We start from the raw sequence: 17697 nt of genomic DNA on the forward strand, positions 1-17697 counted from the left end.
CAGTGCACATCTGACACCAATGTGATCGAGCCGGGGGGCTCCGGTCCCCCGGCTCTTCAAGAATGCGAGAGCCGTGCATAATCCAGCAGCAATGATGATCTCCCGGGACGGCGAGGATGTCTCCCTGGAGTGGTCGACGGGGGTCGCTGCCCGCTCAATCGACAACACAGACTCGCACCTTCGGGACGCGGCGAGGCTTCAAGCTCTGCTTGTGGCGAGCGAAGTCGAAGTACCGGCTCCCCCCGTGATTCCGCAGTCGGGGTATCACCTTGCGACGGCGGATCATCCGTTTCTTGACATGTCACGGGGTGTTGTGGCTCGAGTTGAGGATGCCCACATCATGGCTGGCTATGCGGCATCGGACGATTATCCCGCTGTTGAACTCTCGCTCGTGCATGATCGTGTCGTGGACATCGAGGATGCTGCTGACCTGACTCTTGACGAACTCCGCAACTCAGATTTATACCGTTTCTCCGCGATTGTATCGGGCACGTTTGGCGTCCGGCGCCATCAACCGGCGTACTTCGATCCAATCACGGGGTATCACCAGGTTGAGATCGTGAAGAAATCGATCCCGTCTGGTGGTTCGCGACACCCGTCGGAGCTGTTCCTGGAAGTGCTGAGGTCGCCGAAGATGGCCACCGGCACTTGGCACTACAACGCGACCAGGCGACAGCTGCAGCGAATCTCATCGAGCACGGCTACAGAGGAAGTGGAAAGCAGCGCCGACTGGGTGGTGCGGACGCACATCGTCTCAGTCGTGCGGCGTGCGATGTTCCGGTATCGCGACCCCCGGAGCTTCCGCGCGATCCTCGTCGATGCAGGTCATGCGGATGCGCAGTTTGAGGCGATCGCGAAGTTCTGTAACTGGCGATATCGCTCGTCGGCGTCGATCGATTTCACGTTCGGCCCCACGGTCGGATTGGCGGGAGACGAGATCCCGCGGTTGGTCACTGGGACCTTGGAGGGGTGGGTATGACGACCGTCGTCGATCAGCGGGGGTGGAGCGAGGTTCCGGACTTCTGGGATGAGAAGAACTGGGCCAGGCCGTACCATTTTCTCCAGACAGTCAGCAAGGCGCAAGACGACCAGCCCGCAGTCCCAGAGGAACGCCCGTACCTCACCGATAAAGTCACGTCCGGATTTGCGTACCGTCGAGCGGTCGAGCGGTCGAGCCTCACCCGGTTAGCCGAGGGAAGCTTCGCTGGAGATGACCTGCAGGCGCTGTTGCGGTGTCTCTACCAAGCGCTCGCCGTTGAGGGGCACTTCGTCGCCGGTGTTGTCACGGACACGGTTGAAGGGTGGGCTGACGGCTACTGGACCGTCGAGCACGAGCCGCGCCACATCCGAAACTCCCTCGTCGCCGTGGATCCCGATCAGACCGCACGGATGATTCAAGGTCAGGAGTGGGCGACCGGCCCCGGCGTGATGATCGTCCTGGCGCTGGATTGGGCGCAGGTCCAATCGGCGAACCAGGACGTCGATCAAGCGTATGCGGCTGCGCTCATCGCCTGCGGTCGCATCGGGCACGCACTGGTGTTGGAAGGTCAGCACCACGCTCTCCGAGCAAGGATGACTCCAGCTGTCCACGAAAGTACAGCGGCCGGTTTGTTCCGTTTTCCGGAACACGTCTCGCCGCTCTACGCGATTCGCCTCGCCAAGCCGAACGGGTGACAACGGCGAGGGCCGTTCCCGGCATCACGAAACTCTTCATCAACCGTTCGTTCGGGTTGCTCTGGAGTGCGCAGGCGTTCTCCTCGTTCGGCGAGTACGTGATGGCCTCCACCGTGACGGTGTGGCTTGCGACGAGCCTTGCCGCCACGGACCCGCTGCTGCCCGTGTACATCGGCGCTGTGGTCGCTGCCGCTGCGGTTCCGCGGGTGATCCTCGCCCCGTTCGCCGGCGTTCTCGTCGACCGCTGGACGGCACGAACAGTCATGCTCACCGCTGATGTGGTCCGCGCGGCACTGTACGTTCCGCTCCTGGCTGCGATAGCCCTGCTGGAGACCACGGCGCTGCCTGTGGCGCTCATACTCATGCAATTGCTCGTGAGCACTGTGTCGCAGTTCTTCGACCCGGCACGGAGCGCCTTGATCCAGGCTGTCGTCCCGACTGAGCAGCGGGCAGGAGCAGCCGGGCGGTCAACGTTCTCGAGCATGGGGGCTGGAATCATCGCGACCATGGCCGGCCCGGCATTGTTCGCGGCTGTTGGCCCCCGTCCGGCACTCATCATCGATGCGTCGTCGTTCTTGGTCTCGGCCATGCTTGTCGGTCTGGTTCGAGAACGAAAAGTGCACAGCTCGATGGCGCGCACCCACTACTGGCGCGAGCTCACCGCGGGCATCCTCATCGCGTGGCGGTCCCGCAAGCTGCGGCTCCTGCTGGTCGGGATGGCTGCGTACGGAGTGTCTCTCGGCGTCAACAACTCGACGTTGTCGCTCTTCGCGCTGAAGACGGTACGTCTCTCCGCCGAGCAGTACGGAATCGTGTCAGCGATGTTCTCCGTCGGCGGGCTCCTCGGCGCGTTCGTCGCACCATCGATCGTCCGTCGCCTGCGTCCCGAGCGTGCGCTTGCCATCGCGCTCCTGCTTCTCGCCACGACCTACTTCACGTACTCGACGGTACGATCGTTCACCCCCGCGATCCTGCTCATGCTCCTCGCCGGACTGCTCTTCTCGGTCTACATCGTGGCGCAGGGGCCGATCCTGCAAGCCGAAGTGCCATCCGGGGCGATGGGGCGCGTGTCATCGCTGACCGCACCAGTCCTCGCGATCTCGTCCCTCGTCGCCACCGCAGTAACGTCCAACACGCTCAGCGCCGTTCAGGCATCTACCGCGTCCGCTATGGGCTTCCCCGCGGCGATCGCAATAGCCGCCATCGTCATGGGGGCAGCGAGCGTTGTCCTCGTCATCGGCACGCGGCGCAGCATCTGATAAGCCACGTCACGATCATCGACCAAGTCTGCGCGGCGGGACCGGTTGAAAAGCTGCGACGCGTCCGCCGCGCGTCGGGCGTCACCCTCTCTAGTCGGGTGGAACGCCCCTGCTTCGTAGCTCTGGAGAGCCCCTGCCATGACATCGAGGAGCTGGAAGCCACGGCCCCCGACCTGCTCCCCGCCAGCGGTTGATCGGATGCCGGGCCTGTTCGGTATGCAACGCTGCTGCTGTCACATCGCGCTTCCACGCCGCAAGCTCAAGCCCTCGTGCGACTGCCAGCCACTGCTGGCCGATGTCCTCCCGAAGCTTCCTTCGTTCGAGAAACCATGCGCCTCGCTCGGCCAAGCGCATCCGCATCCGGGAAGTGCCCACCCAACTGCTGACACTTCTCGATCATCGCCATCGCCTGCTCGACGTCAACGCCTTGCCCCTCACCGATCATCCCCTGATGCTCCCCGGTCCCGATCTGAACTCACCGGGCGCCGGCGTACTGGGGGAACATGCGGTCCATCGTCGCTTCGTGGCGGGTGGCGCGGTCGTCCTCGCCGCGGGTCCGGGAGATCTCCGCGAACGTCGGACCCGATGCGGTCGGTTCGGCGGGAGCGGGTCGGCGGCTCATCTCGGCGTAGTACCGGTCGGCGTCGTGCTCGGCCTGCTCGAGGCGGGCGCGCAGTTCGAGGACCTCGGTCATGAGCTCCGGCGCGGCCGCGGCGAACCCGACCAGGTAGCCGGCCTCCCAGACCTGCCGCTGCTCGTCGGTGAGTTCCCACTCGCGGACGTGCTCGGTCGGGTCGGCGGTGGCGGCGTCGATGGCTCGGAACGCTGCGACGGTGTCGCCGGCGTAGAGCTCGTCGATGGCAGCGCGGGTCTCGGGCTGGATGACGTCGGGGCGGATGGTGGTCGGACGCTCGAGGGTCATCGTCATCACGCGGCCGTGCTCGAGGCGAGTTCGCCGATCTTGTCGGGGCGGAACCCGCTCCAGGAGCCGGTCTCCGTGTCGGTGACGACGATGGGGGCGTTCATGCCGAGGGTGGTCTTCCACTCCTCGATCTGCGCCTGGTCGACGTCGTCGAGGATCGCCTCGGTGTACTCGATGCCGGCGGAGGTGAGGGCACGCTCGGTGGCGAGGCACATGCCGCAGAAACCGGACTTGGTGTAAACCGTGATGCTCATCGAAATCACCTTCCGAAAGATTGTGATGCGGTGGGGGCCCCTCCCCCGTTGCATGCTTCTATTCTATAGTGCGCGGGCCGATATGGGTAGCCTTTTCCGCACATTCTTTGAACCTTTTTCTGCCGGTCGGCACACCTGTTGCCGGCCTATGCATCTGCATTGTTTGGCACCAGGGCATGACGTTTACGAACGTGCGGCTGGGGCATCGATAACAGCGGGAGGGCTGGGAATCCCCAGGAGCATTAAGGCCGGGTTCCTATTGCCGTCACCCGATAGGAATAGTGGGCTGCGCATTCCTGAACTGTGTCGTCCCGGCGCTTTTGACCATGTCGGAGACAGGCGCCGCCTTCCGCGGCTCAGCCCGTGACGGGGTGCGGGGTGCTGGTCGCGGTGGTGGCCACGGTGATGTCGTCGTGGTCGCACTCCCAGAACACGGAGCGGATCTCGTCGGCGATCGCGTCGGGCAGCTGCTCGTTCGTCCATGCCGTCGACGGGAACGACACGGTGACGGTGACCGTGGTCATGGGTGCGGTGGAAGACGGGCCGTGCCCGGCCCCGCCCCACTCGTACTGCCAGGCGAACGCGACTTCGCCGGCGGGTCCGCCGCCGTGGACGTCGAATGCGGCGCGGTGTTCGTCGTCGGTGTGGTTCGGGCGGCGGGTGCAGTGCCACTCGAGGCCACCGACGTCGTACGTCGTCGCGGCGCACTCGGCGCCGGTCGGGTCGAGGTCCGCGGCGGGTGCTGCCGGGTCGATCTGCTCGCCAATCGTGGTCGGGCGTTCGTAGGTGATGTGCATGAGGGGTGCGGCTCTCTAGGCTCCGGGATGGGTGTGCCCGCTCTGGTCTGTGGTCACCCCCGTGGGTAAGGGGGCCGCGTCGCCGTCGCTATCGGCGGCGCGGCCTGCCCGCTACTGACGTGCCGGTTCCGGGGTGAGGTCGGTGTGCTGCAGCAGGAACCGGACCGCGGACCAGGCCGAGAGTTGCGGCCGGTCCCAGGCGTGCTGTCCGTCGTTGAACTCGCAGCCCTGCCCGCCTGTGATGTCGCGACCCTCGACGAGGACGCCGGCCTCGTCGCAAAGGACCAGGTGCGGCATGTTGCTGCGTTCGCGGATGATCCGCTGGGCTTCGAGGTTCCCTGCCGGGGTGAAGTCGCGGGAAGTGTTGATGCCGTCGCAGCCGTACTGCACTTCGGTCGGCATCTCCCCCGGTTTCCCGGCAACCAGGGTGGTGCCGTGGTCGGTGTAGGTGTCGGTCATGCCGTCGAACGAGCGGCCCTCGAACTGACGGCACACGTCATCGACCTGCGCGGACGTGGGGCCGTCCTCGTGGTGGACGTTGATCCACGCCGAAGCGGTCCCGGTCGAGCAGCGCACCGAGAACTTCACGCCCGGGAACCGGGTGCGGAGCTCCTTGCGGAGCAGGGCGGCCACCTGCTTGGTGGGGACAATGGTGGTAGTCATGGCGGGGTCGGTTCCTTCCGAGGGATCGTGCGTGGGAGAGTGAGGGGGGCGGCCGGGACCAAATACGGATTGGTCCCGGCCGCTTCTTGTCGGGTTAGTCCTCGTCGCGGACGAACGTGTCCACAAACGTCGTGAACTGCGGGCCGGGGATCGTCGCCGTGTGGGTGAGGCGGTATCCCTGCTTGGTGCGCGATCGAAGGTCCGTGTCTCGTTCGCCGATCTTGCTCAACTGGCGGGGAATGTGGTCCTCGTCCACGACCGGAACAATGGTGGTGACTGTGTCGATGTGCTGCATTGGGTTTTCCTCTCCCTCTCGTTTTTTGCCGTGAAGGCGACTTGTCGCCGCTAGGACGGGAGGGTGTAGTGCAACCCGAAGGGCGGAGGGGGAGAGAATTTCGGCGCGAAATAAGGGAGCGAAGCGACCGCGTGCCGAAAATCTCGGAGGAGCCCGCGGCTTGCCGCTTGCGCGGAGCCCGGACGTCCGTACGCTGCCGAAGGCTTCACGGCAAAGAAACGGGCCGCAGGCCCAGCAGTGCCGGCGAAGCCGGTTCCACCCGGAGCGAAGCGACTCCCGGCCTCCGGCCGGAAGCTCTGGACGCACCTGTCTCCGGCGGGTCCGGCAGGGCGGGTACCGGTGCTGCTGGCAGCATCCGGGGCATGAGATCTCGCCGCGGCGCCCGGAAGGGCCGGCCCAGGAACCAGGACAACCCGATTGACGTCCTGCTCGAGCAGGACGACACCACTCCCCCGGCATCCGCACCCGCCGACGTCGACCACGTCCTGGGTCGGTCGATCGAGGTGCTGCACTCGTTCTGGGTGCAGCCGGCGGACCTGGTGCCCTGCGACGTTGCCGGGTGCACCGATCCGGCGGAACCGGAGGCGTGGGAACCGGTCGACCTCGACACGGGCGATGAGCTGCCCGGCCGGTTCTGCGACGAGCATCAGCTTGCCTGGATCACCCGCCCCCGTGAGACGACGTCGACCACCGGGGATCTCGTCTCCCCCTGAGCGGCCTTGATCGCGGCGCCGCTCTGCGGTGTCGTCGCGCTGCGAGCTCCGTCGAGCAGCGCCGAGGTCGGGAGGAGGCGGAGCCTCTTGCCGCGGCGGCGGAGCCGTCGCGCAGCCCACGGACACCAGGACGGCCCGGGATGGGACACAAACCGGTGCCGGGTGGGCGTGGGGGCCGCTGGCTGCGACCCCCACGCCGGTTCACCTACTCGGCAGCCGTGTCCCCTTCGGCGTCCTGGTCGGCGTTCTCGGTGGCCTCGGTGGCCTCGGTGGCCTCGGTGGCCTCGGCTACGGCCGGGGTCTCGTCGTCGGCTGATGCTGCGCCGGTGACGATCTGCTCGACATGGGAGAGCGTGTAGCCCCAAGCGACCAACTGGGTGAGGTACGGCACCGTTTCGGCGGCGGGCGTGCTCCACCCGTACCGACCCACGGCCGACTCGACTTCGGCCAAGGCGAACGCGAACGCGACGTGTCCGGCCTTCCCGGGCCGCTTCCGCGCCCACTCGGCCGCGTCGGCGTCGTCCGGGACGCCGAGCAGGTCGGCCGCGGTGAGGCGCTGGCCGTAGTAGTCCCGCATCGGCGTCAGCAGCGCCGCAGCGGTCCACCGGGCCGCGTCCTTCGGGAGCGTCTTCGACCCGACGAGTCCGGCGAGCCAGACCCGACGAACCTCCCGTGCGGCAGTCCACTCGTCCTGCAGGCGGGCGTCCCGCTCACGGCGGGCCTTCGCGGCCTCGGCCTCGGCGGCACGCTCGGCTTCTTCCTCCGGCGTCAACTCGGGTGCGGGGCGGTCGTAGAAGTGCCGCGCCGTGTGCTGCTCCGGGGTGATGCACACCGCCGTCACGGACGCTGCGCCGCCGATGGGCTGCACCAGCACCGCGTGGCCCTCGCAGGCGGTGTGGGCCTCCGGGTCGATGGGAGCGAGCATGGCTCGCGGGTCGTCCTCGGGGACCGGCTCGTCGGAGAGGCTGTCCAGCCGCTTCCACCCGAGCGCGGTGCCGTCGTCCACGACGGCGACACCCTGCTCCCGGTACTGGTCTGCCACCTTCACGGCTTCCGCTTCCGCGATCTTCCGGTTCCGGTGCTGCTGGGCGACGAACGGCAGTTCGTCGTCGTAGCCCTCGCTGATGTACTCGTTCAGTTCCGCCGTCGCGTCCTCGTCGCCCTCGAACTCGGCCAGCAGCAGGGCCGCGTCGAACGACACCTGCCGGTCCACCACCGCGGCGGTCGCGGCCTCCGACTTCGCCACGGTGAGGGTCGCCTGCACCTGCTCCTTGTCGGTGCCGGTTTCGCGGGCGATCCCGGCGACGGAGAGTCCGGCGAGTTCCAACTGCCGGTAAGCGTTCAGCCGGTCCCCGTCCGTCAGCGCAGTACGGCGCTCGTTGGCGACCAACTGCTCCGCGATCCGCTGGGCGGGGGTGTCGCCACGCTCGGTGACGAACACGGGAACGGTCGTTCCCGCCTCGCGGGCGGCGAGGACGCGCATCTGCCCGTCACGGACCACCACGGCCCCGTCCGAGTTCCGGTAGCCGATGGTCGGCAGGAGCACCCCGTGGCGCTTCACGGATGCGAGGAACGCGGGGTCGAGGTCGGCCGCGGTGCGGACGTTGTCCTCGATCACGGCCTCAGCGGCCGGGATGGTGACCAGGTCCACGCCGACCGCGTCAGCGGTGTCAGCGTGGTCGGTGATGGTGGTCTGGGTGTTCTCGGTCATGGTCATGTTGTTTGCTACGCTTTCCGGTAGTGACCGGGTGCGGGTCCTGGCAATTAAGGGTTGTCGGGAACTCCGCACCCGGTCTTTCCTTATGGGTGGGACTACTGGGTGTTACTGCTGGCGGAACACTGCGGACAGTGCTTCCGCCCGGGTGAGCGCCGCACGGGCGTGCCGGAAGGCGCGCATGACGGCCGTGTACTGATCCGGCGACAGCGACCGGGTGTCCCCGGCTTCGTCGTAGGTCAGGAACAGGACCGTCCCGAACAGCGGCGACGCCGCCCGGGAACGGCCGAGGGCGACCGCTGCGACGGTGGCGAGGTCGTTGCGCTCCCCCGCGTACAAGCCCTCGTCATCGATCCACGCATCGATCCGGCCGTCAAGGCGAACCACGTCCACCAGGCGGCACCCGATCTGCTCCCGCGTGCCCTGCAGGGTCGACTGCGCCGCGTTCACGACGACGCCTTCAACCGCACCGCCTGCGGTCGCTCGAATACCCATCAACTTCATTTCCTTCTTCCTCTCCCTTTCGTTGTTTGCCCGGGAAGGCACGTAGTGCCGATAGGACGAGGAGCCGGGGTGCAAGCCCAAAGCGGCGACGCTCCGAGAAGTTTCGACCGGCGCCGTCCATTGACGGAGGAGATGAGCACGACGGCGCCGGTCGAAAGTTCTCGCGTGCGGCGGTGGCGACGGCTTGCGGCCCGGAACCTCGTCCGTACAATCGCCGAAGGCTTCCCGGGCAAACAACGAACCCCTTGGGGTTCGACAAGCACTGGCCGGCTTGCCGGCTCCCCTCAGATAAGGACAGCCCGCCGAAGGCGGCCCGCCCAGACAGAACAGGCCGCCGCCGGCGGTCCGCTGAGATCTCCCGTGTTCGAGGAGCTCGCCGGCGCGCAGAGGCCAGCGAACGTGAAGCGGCCCCGGCCTGTTGGGGGGAACAGACCGGGGCCGGCTGCAGCTCGAGCGAATTGGGGGGCTGCTCGAGCTGCGGGCGCCCGAAGCCACTGGGGGGAATGGTCCGGACGCAGACCACCACGGTACGCACGGTGCGCGGACGTCGGCAACCGGCCCGGCTATGACGTCGCTGAGACCGCCACGCGGTGCTTCACAGCCGCCCGCCACACCCACGCCGCGGTCGCAGCCTGACCACTCCCCCACTCAATCAGCACAGCGTCGCCGGTCGCGGCGATCGCTTTCGCTTCCACGCGGCGATCGACACCACGGTAGGTGCGAATCCACGCGTGCACGGGCGCCGGCGGCCTGACGTCGCTCACGGGGCCTCCACGGACGTCCGCGGGCAGCGACACGGCTTCCTCGGGCACCCAGCGGCCACGCCGGCGCTGACCCATCAGCGGCGCCCCTGCGGCCGCAGAGACCGCTTCTTGATCCGGTCGATGGGCAGCCACACGTGGTGCACGAAGCCCATGTGCACGAGCTGCACGTAAACGACGTCGCCGTCCGCCTGCTCAACGAACCCGGGGCAGGTCTGCGGGCCCGACCGGGTGAACTCGACCCGCACCCACACCGCCGGGTAGCCGGACACGCGATCCGGTGCCGGCGGTGCGTCAATGCCGAGCGGCTGGTCCTCGGGCGGATCGGGGTGGATCGGTGGCGCCCACCGGTGTTCGGGCATGCCACCGATGATGACCGCGGCCGCCGACACCGCAGCCTCAGCGGTCGCGGCGGCGGCCGTCCTGCACGTCGCCAATCTGCTGCATCACACGCTGCAGGACCGCTTCCCGCTGTTCCACGTCCGGCTGTGAACGGTCGAGCCGGTTCAGCCGGCGGATCACGCTCCGCCGCGCGGCCGCGAGCTCGTCGACGGACATCCACTGCAACCGCTCGAGCTCATCGTCCACACCCAGCAGGGTAAACATTCGAGCCGATCATCCATCCACCATGACCGGCCACCTCAAGCAAAGGCAGCAGGCGTCGAGGAACCGACAACGACCCCTCCGATGGCCTGCGCAGCGCAGCGGAAACAGGGCGCACTCCTGCGGAGCAGGTCTCACTTAGGGGCGGAATAGGGCACCCGTCGGGATCTCTCCCAACGCCGCCCTACATCACCGGTGCCGGTTTTGCACGATTGTGATGCTGCGGGAGCTCATCCCGAAACGGGCATTCGGAGAGTCGCTCTCGGCGCGGTAGGGGTATCCGCAGATGATCGCGGCTGCAATGAACTCACCGTTGGACAGGTACCAGCCAAGGTCTCGTTCAGCGAGATCCTTTAGCCCGTAGCTACCAGCAGAAGGGTCGATGGTCTTTCGAGACGCAATATTTGCTTCAAGCCACTCACAGATTCGATTGACGCGATCGGCTTTGCCGCGTAGTTCCGCCCGCGCGTTCGCGAATGCAACGCGTCGTTCCTGGGGTGTCCTAGTGAAGTACCCAGCACCAAACCCTTCCCAGGTGAGCCTTGGTTCACTAGTCATCACAGCGGCAAGCTGACGATCGGCGTCGTCGGCGGAGAGAAGCTTGCCCCAGGAGGCATAGCCGGCATCAGCCGCGACCTGGTGCTGCACCTGCTGCAGCGTTCGATCAGCGTCACCGACAGCTCGAAGGGCTACAAGCTCACGCTTGGCGACGGTCTTGAAGTAACGGACAGTGTCCATGTTGTTTCACATCTCCGGCTCAGATCCGCGCTCGCATGACGGGTGAGCCGACGCTATGAACCAACTGGCCGGTCTCGTTTACTACTTGGACTGGCGAAGCCTTCGCGCGAGCTGCGGGCACGTCCGGTGCCTTCCAAGAGCCTAGCACGCGCGCTCGTTCATCCGAGCGGATCTGCCATTTCGTAAACCGCTCGGCTAGCGGCGCGACCTGTCAATCTCAGGCCACAAGCGACGGGACTGACCAGATTGTTGGTACCAAGTTCGCGACAAGACCGAAGAACAGGCCAGTGATGACCCAGAAGGCGTCGATCTTCGCGACCTGCACAGCGGACGCAAGAGCGAGCAGGTTCGATCGACCGTTGGTCAAGAGCGAGATGTCCATGTCGCCGTAGGTCTTCGTCGTTAGGCGAGCTGCTGAGACTCGCGCCGCGTACTCAGCCGCCAGATGCTCTTCCCCCAATTCTCGCTCGGTCGAGCCGTAATCGATCTCAGCTAATCGGTTCCGCTCCGCCTCATGCCAGTCGAGAACAGCTACAGCGGCCGCGGTTGCTTGGCGAGCGTCGTCGAGCTGGCGTTGGGCACGCTTGTAGATGCCGCGTACGCCGATGAGCGGTACGACGAAAGCGGCAACGTGCAGTACCAGAACCACCCACGCAAGCCACATGAGGTGATCGTATCGATCGTTCAAAGCGTCCTACGCCGCTGACTGCGGACTGCAGGAGGGATCGGCGATCATCCTTTCCGCGGCCGACACGGAGTGCTCGAGACGGTCGAACACCACGGCGCACCGCACCTGGACTATCACCGAGCACCTCAGCACTGCCACCGTCGGCCTCCCTCGTTGCACTACGAAGTCAGTCTCCGGGGAGCTGCCAGGTCCGGCTGTGAACGGTCGAGCCGGTTCAACCGGCGGATCACGCTCCGCCGCGCGGCCGCGAGCTCGTCGACGGACATCCACTGCAACCGCTCGAGCTCATCGTCCACACCCAGCAGGCTAGACACGCGAACCGATCACCCATCCACCATCACCCCACCACCCCGCGCAGCTGGAACCGACGCCGCCGAACCGGCCACGACCCCTCCGATGGCCTGCGCAGCGCAGCGAAGACAGGGCGCACGCGCGCAGCGCGAATCTGGTGTCGGCACGATCGGTGAAGATGGATCCATGAGCACCGTCCGCGGCACGATCCGCTCCACGAACACCATCACCGCTGACGGCCACGCAGACGACCAGAGCACCGCCCGGGCCCGCGCCGTCGACGGCCTGGAGACCACCGGGTACGACGTCGTGCAGACGAACACGCTGAGCTCGACCGCGGCCGGGAACATCACCGTCCGCGCTGTTGCCCGGTCGACGGAGATCCAGCCGCACGAGGCGTCCGGGCTGAACTACGCCGCCGCCCTGGCGACGTACCTGCAGTCGATCCCCGACGGGTGGATCAGCCTGGGCATCACCGTCGACGTCTAACGCCCGACGAGAGACAAGACCGCCGGTTGCTCCGGCCCTGTTTAGAGGACATGAGTGCGAGCATCACCTCATGCCGATCAAGCGCACGCCAGAGGAGATAGCCAAGCAAGGACCTGTGCTCCTCGCTCGACTGGGTCGGTCATTGACTGCCGTTGAGGGCCGGGAGCTAGGTGCGAGTGAGGAGCTCGCGACAGTGCTCCGCATTTTGCTCGACTCGACAAACCAGGGGAACCGGGGCATGGCGCGGTTGGCCGCTGCCGCTGGAGTCCAGCTGCCGGCGGTGCTCGTCTCGGGCGAGCCAGCCGGAGTTTCTGCTGCGCCTCGAGACCTCGTCTTCTCGTTCGGAAATCTCCCCACAAGTGACACACCAGGACCAGGACAGCCTCAAGCTCCCCGGCGGCTGCCGTTCGCAGCGTGGGTTGATGCTGTGTCGGTTGTCGCACCCGGATCGCAAAAGCGACGGCAGTCGTGGAGCCAGTTTGTAACACTGATGGCAAATACCGGCGGCGCTCACCTCAGCACGGAGTATCACGACTTCCTTGTCACGAACGACCGGTTCAGCACGATCGGGATGCCGCTGCAGGAGTACTTCCTGCGTCAGATTGGCTGGCAGGTCGAGGACGTTCTCGCTCGGGTTGTTGCGCAGTCCGGTCACCCCGTCTTGCCGCGTACCCGCCAGTTGGAGCTTCTTCCGCGTGTGCCGACCTGGATGGAGTTCCGGGACAAGCCTGGCAAGTTTCTCGAGGTAGCTGTTGCTGTCCATGTCTCGGACGACGCTGTCGGCGAGGTGGAAGTCATGCGCTTCACAGGCCGAGGCCGCGTGCACCGCATTCTGCACAACGGCGGGAGGCCGGACGTCGATCTGCAGGTCCGGCTCGTGATCGACGACCCCACCACCGGGCGGCAGTACGAACAAGACGCTGAGGTGGGTTCGGAGATGCCCGACTGGTACGGCAAGTAGAACCAGTCACGTTTGAGCGTCTCGATAGCCGATCGGCTACCGCACGCATGGCGGCCGATTCGGGAGCCCGAGAAGATCCGGGGATCTCGATGTCTCATGTGAGCAGCTTCGCTCGGTGTCGTCGTTTTCGCGGTACTCGTTGTCGTGTGCTGCGGACGCTAAAGGATGAACTGCCCGAGAATGCCGGCACCGATGACGACGGCCCAGGGTGGGGCTGCCCAGCGGGTTAGGGCGATGAGGGCGGCGATCGCGACGGCGAGGGCGGTAGCTGATTTGATGCCTTCGGTGAAGACGGGGTTGTAGAGGGCTGCGGCGAGGAGCCCGACGACGCCGGCGTTCAGTCCCATGAGCGCTCGTTGCGCGCCGGGAAGGTTCCGGAGTGCCTGCCAGAACGGGAGCGCCCCGATGACGAGGAGGGCGGCGGGGAGGAAGATCCCGATGGTCGCGATGCTCGCGCCGAGAACTCCCGTCGGGCTGCCGTTGTTGACCGCGCCGAGGAAGGCAGCGAATGTGAACAGCGGGCCGGGGACGGCTTGGGCGGCCCCGTACCCGGCGAGGAAGTCGTCGTGTCCGACCAGGTGGGTGGGGACGGTTTGGGTTTCGAGGAGTGGCAGGACGACGTGGCCGCCGCCGAAGACGAGGGCGCCGGCTTGGTAGAAGATCCCGAACAGGCGCACGCTGCCGTCACTGGTGAGCGCGGCGACGGCTGGAAGTCCCGCGAGCAGTGCCCCGTAGGTGACGAGCGCGCTGACGGCGAGTGGTCTTGGGATGCGGACGGTGAAGCTGGTGTCGTTCCGAGGTGTGTCAGCAGGTCGGAGCCAGAAGTAGCCGACGATCCCGGCCGCGGCGATGACGGCGACTTGCAGAGCTGGGTTCGTCGCGAGGAGCACGGCGATCGCTGCGGCGCCGGCAATGGTCGCGCGGCGGCGGTCGGGAGTGAGGGTGCGGGCCATACCGAGCACGGCTTGTGCGACGACGGCCACGGCTGCTGCTTTCAACCCCAGCACCCACCCGGCCTCCGACAGGTCACCGAGCGCGGTGACCGTGTAGGCGAAGGCGACGAGGAGCAGCGCGGATGGCAGCGTGAACGCGCACCATGCGGCGAGCATGCCGAGCAGTCCGGCGCGTTGCAGCCCGATCGCCATGCCGACCTGACTTGACGCGGGACCCGGGAGGAACTGACACAGGGCGACGAGGTCCGCATACGCCGTCTCGGTGAGCCACCGCCGGCGGGTGACGAACGCTGTGCGGAAGTACCCGAGGTGCGCGATCGGTCCGCCGAAGGACGTCAGTCCGAGGCGGAGGAACACCAGGAACACCTCTGCGACTGAGCCGGGGTGTTTCGTCGGGGTGGACTGTTCCGCGATCACGTGGGACATCTTCTTGGATTCTGGGTGCGCTGGCGATCGACTCAGGCCAGCAGGTCCTGCTGCATTCGGTTTGAGACAGCGTCGCGCAGGGGACGGACGTCATCGGGTGACCAGGAGCTGGGGTCGGGGAAGGACCACTGGAGGACCTTCCCGCGGGGTGCGGCAGGGAGCTCGAGGCCCGGCTTCATGAGGACGACGACGTCTGCCGCGTCGAGGAGTTCCGGCGTCACGTTCCGCGGCACCCGGTCGGTGATGTCGAGGCCAAGTTCCGCGACGGTCGCAGCGATCGACGGGTTGACTTCCGCAGCGGGAGCGATGCCGGCAGAGACCGCGGTGAACTGGTCCGCGGCGGTGAGTTCGAGCAGGGCAGCGCCGAGTTGTGAGCGGCCAGCGTTGTGCTTGCAGATGAACAAGACGATGGGCTTGTCGGTCATCGGTTTCTTCCCGTCAGGTGGTGCAGCACGCGTTGGTGTCGGTGGTGGATGTCGGTTCTGGCGTCGAGCAGCATGGCGCGGCGATGTGAACGGTTGTGGTCGGAGCCGTGGTCGTCGTGGCGTCGTCGGGTGACGTTGTGCAGCAGGACGTTCCGCCGAGGTCGGTGGAGCACACACCGGTTTCCGGGAGGACGAGTTCGACGAGTCGGGCAGCGGCGTGGTCGCCAGCGAGGTCTGCGGCGATGGAGCGGACCTGCTCGTAGCCCGTGAGGAGCAGGAACGTGGGTGCGCGGCCGTAGGACTTCATCCCGGCGATGAAGAAGTCCGGCTCCGGGTGGGCAAGCTCTGCAACACCGTGGGGTGGCACGGAGCCGCAGGAGTGCAGGTTCGGGTCGATCAGCGGTGCGAGCGCACGGGGCGCTTCGACGATGTCGTCCAGGCCAAGCCGTATCTCTCGGAGCATGTCGAGGTCGGGCCGGAACCCGGTTGCGTTCACGATCACGTCGACGGTCACCGCGAACGGCTCACCGGCGCGCCGGCCGGTGACGGTGACCTGGTCGCCGTCGGGGCGGACGTCGTCGATCTCGAACGACGCGATCTGCTGCACCCGCTCCGATTCGACGAGCCCGTGCACGGTGGAACCAAGCTGACCGCGGGCAGCGAGCCCGTCCGCGGCGTCAGCGCCGAGCCGGGCGGTGCCGGCGTTCCGGACAGCCCACAGCACGTCGGTACCCGGCGCGGTCTTCGCAAGGCTTGCGAGTTTGATGAGGGTGTTCGCGGCGGAGTGGCCTGCACCGACGACGAGGACCCGCTTCCCCGTGAACCGGTCACGGTCGGCGCCGAGGACGTCAGGCAGTGCGTGGACGACCCGGTCGCCGAGGTCCGCGGCGGGTGCGAGCCCAGCGGCAGTGAGGGGGTTCGGGGACGTGTAGGTGCCCGAGGTGTCAATGACGGCGCGCGCGGTCACGTCAGTGACGCCGGTGTCGGTGTGCAGGCGGAGCAGGAACGGGGTGTCGGCGCGGCCGATGGAACGCGTGCGGTCCATGCCCTGCCGTGACACCGCTTCCACGCGGGTGCCGTACTGGATCGCCGGTGCGAGCTGCGGGGTCGCTGCCAGGGGTGCCAGGTACGTGTCGACGAGGTCGTGGCCGGTGGGCAGCGACGACGCCCGGGGTGCTTCCCACCCGGTGGCTTCCAGGAGTCGCTGGGCGGCAGGGTCGATGACGTACTGCCACGGGGAGAACAGACGGGTGTGCCCCCAGGCGCGGACGCTCGTCCCGACCGTCGGGCCAGCTTCGTACACGACGACGGGGAGGCCCTGTTCGACCAGGTGCGCGGCGGCGGCAAGTCCGACGGGGCCGGCGCCGATGACGGCGACGGGGAGTCCGGTGAGGCGGTCCGCGTCGGTCCGGGGTGGGACGGTGAGGGTGAGCGTCATGGTCTGCGGCTTCCTGGTCGTTACGCGGTTGCTTCGGTGGGCAGTAGCTCGGCGAGGAGTGTCTGGACGCGGTGCTTGATGTCGTCCCGGATGGGGCGGACGTCCTCGATGCCGCGGCCGGCGGGGTCGGTGAGTTCCCAGTCCTCGTACCGCTTGCCGGGGAAGATCGGGCACGCGTCGCCGCAGCCCATCGTGATGACGGCGTCGGAGTCGCGGACGGCGTCGGTGGTGAGGATCTTCGGCTGGTTGCCGGCGATGTCGATGCCGTCCTCTGCCATCGCCTGGATCGCGATCGGGTTGATCTGGTCCTTCGGCTCACTGCCGGCGGAGCGGACCTCGACGCGGTCGCCACCGAGGGCCTGGGCGTAGCCGGCGGCCATCTGGGAGCGTCCGGCGTTGTGGACGCAGACGAACAGGATCGTGGGCTTGTCACTCATGGGTGTGTGTCTTTCCGGGTTCAGTGGATGAGGGTGAGCCAGCCGGCGAGGGCGGCGAGGGTGACGGCGAGGACGGGGACGGTGAGGACGATGCCGGTGCGGAAGTACTGCCCCCACCCGATGTGGATGCCCTTCTTCTCCAGCACGTGCAACCACAGCAGGGTCGCGAGGGAGCCGATGGGGGTGATCTTCGGGCCGAGGTCGGAGCCGATGACGTTGGCGTAGACCATCACCTCGTGTGTCAGTCCGGTCGCGCCGGCACCGCCGATGGCGAGGGCAGCGATGAGGACGGTGGGCATGTTGTTCATCAGGGACGCGAGGATCGCGATGGTGAACCCGACGCCGAGCGCCGTGACGAGCACCCCGTGGTCGCCGAACACGTCGAACAGCGTCGCGAGGTGGTCGGTCAGGCCCTGGTTCTGAAGGCCGTAGACGACGAGGTACATGCCGATCGAGAACAGCACGATCTGCCACGGCGCCTCCCGGATCGTCTTCCACACCGGAATCACCCGCCCCGACGGCGCACCCGCACCGCTACCGGCGGCACGGACGGTGGCGGTGCCGCCGGTGGTGACCAGGACCGGTGCGGCCTGGGCGCGGGCGAAGAGGAACGCGGGCTGCCGGGCGGCAACGAGCACGATCACGACCGCCCCGACACCAGCGACGGCCGCGAGCGGCACACCGAGTGGGTC

Annotated in this window: 22 protein-coding genes; 6 read left to right on the forward strand and 16 right to left on the reverse strand. The window is 67.1% G+C overall.

Annotated features, from left to right (window positions below; genetic code table 11):
- Positions 1–73: 73 nt before the first annotated feature.
- The 3 genes from H489_RS20995 to H489_RS21005 are packed head-to-tail and all read left to right on the forward strand — an operon-like array spanning position 74 to position 2933.
- A complete protein-coding gene (locus H489_RS20995; RefSeq protein WP_152427121.1) occupies positions 74–979 on the forward strand; it encodes a hypothetical protein in 906 nt (301 codons plus the stop codon).
- On the forward strand, positions 976–1674 hold the full coding sequence (locus H489_RS21000) for a hypothetical protein (protein WP_152427122.1): 699 nt from the start codon (positions 976–978) through the stop codon (positions 1672–1674). The genes H489_RS20995 and H489_RS21000 overlap by 4 nt, the downstream gene beginning before the upstream one ends.
- Positions 1671–2933 (forward strand): MFS transporter, encoded by a 1263-nt coding sequence (locus H489_RS21005; protein WP_017885613.1) that lies wholly within the window; start codon positions 1671–1673, stop codon positions 2931–2933. The genes H489_RS21000 and H489_RS21005 overlap by 4 nt, the downstream gene beginning before the upstream one ends.
- Positions 2934–3408: 475 nt before the next feature.
- Here H489_RS21005 and H489_RS21010 read toward each other — a convergent pair whose 3' ends face one another.
- The 5 genes from H489_RS21010 to H489_RS21030 all read right to left on the reverse strand — a co-directional run bounded on the left by H489_RS21010 (position 3409) and on the right by H489_RS21030 (position 5864).
- Complete coding sequence (locus tag H489_RS21010) at positions 3409–3861, reverse strand: hypothetical protein (protein ID WP_017885614.1); 453 nt, start codon at positions 3859–3861, stop codon at positions 3409–3411.
- Positions 3861–4109, reverse strand: coding sequence for a glutaredoxin domain-containing protein (locus tag H489_RS21015; RefSeq protein WP_017885615.1), 249 nt, complete (start codon positions 4107–4109; stop codon positions 3861–3863). Before H489_RS21015 ends, H489_RS21010 begins: the two co-directional genes overlap by 1 nt.
- Positions 4110–4465: 356 nt before the next feature.
- Positions 4466–4906: a hypothetical protein gene (locus H489_RS21020; RefSeq protein WP_017885616.1), complete on the reverse strand. Its 441-nt coding sequence runs from the start codon at positions 4904–4906 to the stop codon at positions 4466–4468.
- A 111-nt stretch (positions 4907–5017) separates the two neighbouring features.
- Positions 5018–5569: an LPD29 domain-containing protein gene (locus H489_RS36545; protein WP_152427123.1), complete on the reverse strand. Its 552-nt coding sequence runs from the start codon at positions 5567–5569 to the stop codon at positions 5018–5020.
- A 94-nt stretch (positions 5570–5663) separates the two neighbouring features.
- The gene (locus H489_RS21030) at positions 5664–5864 is read right to left on the reverse strand and encodes a hypothetical protein (protein WP_017885618.1); all 201 of its coding nucleotides are present in this window, start codon (positions 5862–5864) and stop codon (positions 5664–5666) included.
- Between the two features lie 362 nt (positions 5865–6226).
- On the opposite strand from H489_RS21030, the gene H489_RS21035 reads away from it, so the two are divergent.
- Positions 6227–6577, forward strand: coding sequence for a hypothetical protein (locus H489_RS21035; RefSeq protein WP_017885619.1), 351 nt, complete (start codon positions 6227–6229; stop codon positions 6575–6577).
- A 205-nt stretch (positions 6578–6782) separates the two neighbouring features.
- Here H489_RS21035 and H489_RS21040 read toward each other — a convergent pair whose 3' ends face one another.
- The 6 genes from H489_RS21040 to H489_RS21060 form a co-directional block, all read right to left on the reverse strand.
- Positions 6783–8294: a ParB/RepB/Spo0J family partition protein gene (locus tag H489_RS21040; RefSeq protein WP_017885620.1), complete on the reverse strand. Its 1512-nt coding sequence runs from the start codon at positions 8292–8294 to the stop codon at positions 6783–6785.
- Between the two features lie 105 nt (positions 8295–8399).
- Positions 8400–8795: a DUF3846 domain-containing protein gene (locus tag H489_RS21045; protein WP_017885621.1), complete on the reverse strand. Its 396-nt coding sequence runs from the start codon at positions 8793–8795 to the stop codon at positions 8400–8402.
- A gap of 838 nt (positions 8796–9633) precedes the next feature.
- Positions 9634–9918: a hypothetical protein gene (locus H489_RS21050; RefSeq protein WP_152427125.1), complete on the reverse strand. Its 285-nt coding sequence runs from the start codon at positions 9916–9918 to the stop codon at positions 9634–9636.
- Positions 9919–9955: 37 nt separating this feature from the next.
- Entirely contained in the window at positions 9956–10144 is a 189-nt protein-coding gene (locus tag H489_RS21055) for a hypothetical protein (RefSeq protein ID WP_152427126.1), read from the reverse strand.
- Between the two features lie 204 nt (positions 10145–10348).
- Positions 10349–10897, reverse strand: coding sequence for a hypothetical protein (locus H489_RS37570; RefSeq protein WP_152427127.1), 549 nt, complete (start codon positions 10895–10897; stop codon positions 10349–10351).
- A gap of 217 nt (positions 10898–11114) precedes the next feature.
- The gene (locus H489_RS21060) at positions 11115–11561 is read right to left on the reverse strand and encodes a hypothetical protein (RefSeq protein WP_017885624.1); all 447 of its coding nucleotides are present in this window, start codon (positions 11559–11561) and stop codon (positions 11115–11117) included.
- 501 nt (positions 11562–12062) lie between these two features.
- On the opposite strand from H489_RS21060, the gene H489_RS21065 reads away from it, so the two are divergent.
- Complete coding sequence (locus H489_RS21065; RefSeq protein ID WP_017885627.1) at positions 12063–12365, forward strand: hypothetical protein; 303 nt, start codon at positions 12063–12065, stop codon at positions 12363–12365.
- Between the two features lie 70 nt (positions 12366–12435).
- Positions 12436–13326: a hypothetical protein gene (locus H489_RS37575; protein WP_152427128.1), complete on the forward strand. Its 891-nt coding sequence runs from the start codon at positions 12436–12438 to the stop codon at positions 13324–13326.
- Positions 13327–13484: 158 nt separating this feature from the next.
- Here H489_RS37575 and chrA read toward each other — a convergent pair whose 3' ends face one another.
- The 5 genes from chrA to H489_RS21095 all read right to left on the reverse strand — a co-directional run.
- Positions 13485–14705 carry a chromate efflux transporter gene (gene chrA, locus H489_RS21075; RefSeq protein ID WP_017885629.1) on the reverse strand — a complete coding sequence of 407 codons (1221 nt, stop codon included), beginning with the start codon at positions 14703–14705 and terminating at the stop codon, positions 13485–13487.
- A gap of 32 nt (positions 14706–14737) precedes the next feature.
- Entirely contained in the window at positions 14738–15130 is a 393-nt protein-coding gene (locus tag H489_RS21080; protein ID WP_017885630.1) for a low molecular weight phosphatase family protein, read from the reverse strand.
- A gap of 13 nt (positions 15131–15143) precedes the next feature.
- Positions 15144–16568, reverse strand: coding sequence for an FAD-dependent oxidoreductase (locus H489_RS21085; RefSeq protein WP_017885631.1), 1425 nt, complete (start codon positions 16566–16568; stop codon positions 15144–15146).
- Between the two features lie 20 nt (positions 16569–16588).
- Entirely contained in the window at positions 16589–17005 is a 417-nt protein-coding gene (locus H489_RS21090) for an arsenate reductase ArsC (protein WP_017885632.1), read from the reverse strand.
- A 20-nt stretch (positions 17006–17025) separates the two neighbouring features.
- The coding region (locus tag H489_RS21095) for an ArsB/NhaD family transporter (RefSeq protein WP_017885633.1) at positions 17026–17697 on the reverse strand (672 nt) is incomplete at its 5' end.

Origin of the sequence: Curtobacterium flaccumfaciens UCD-AKU (genome assembly GCF_000349565.1) — a bacterium.
GTDB classification, from domain to species: Bacteria; Actinomycetota; Actinomycetes; order Actinomycetales; family Microbacteriaceae; genus Curtobacterium; species Curtobacterium poinsettiae.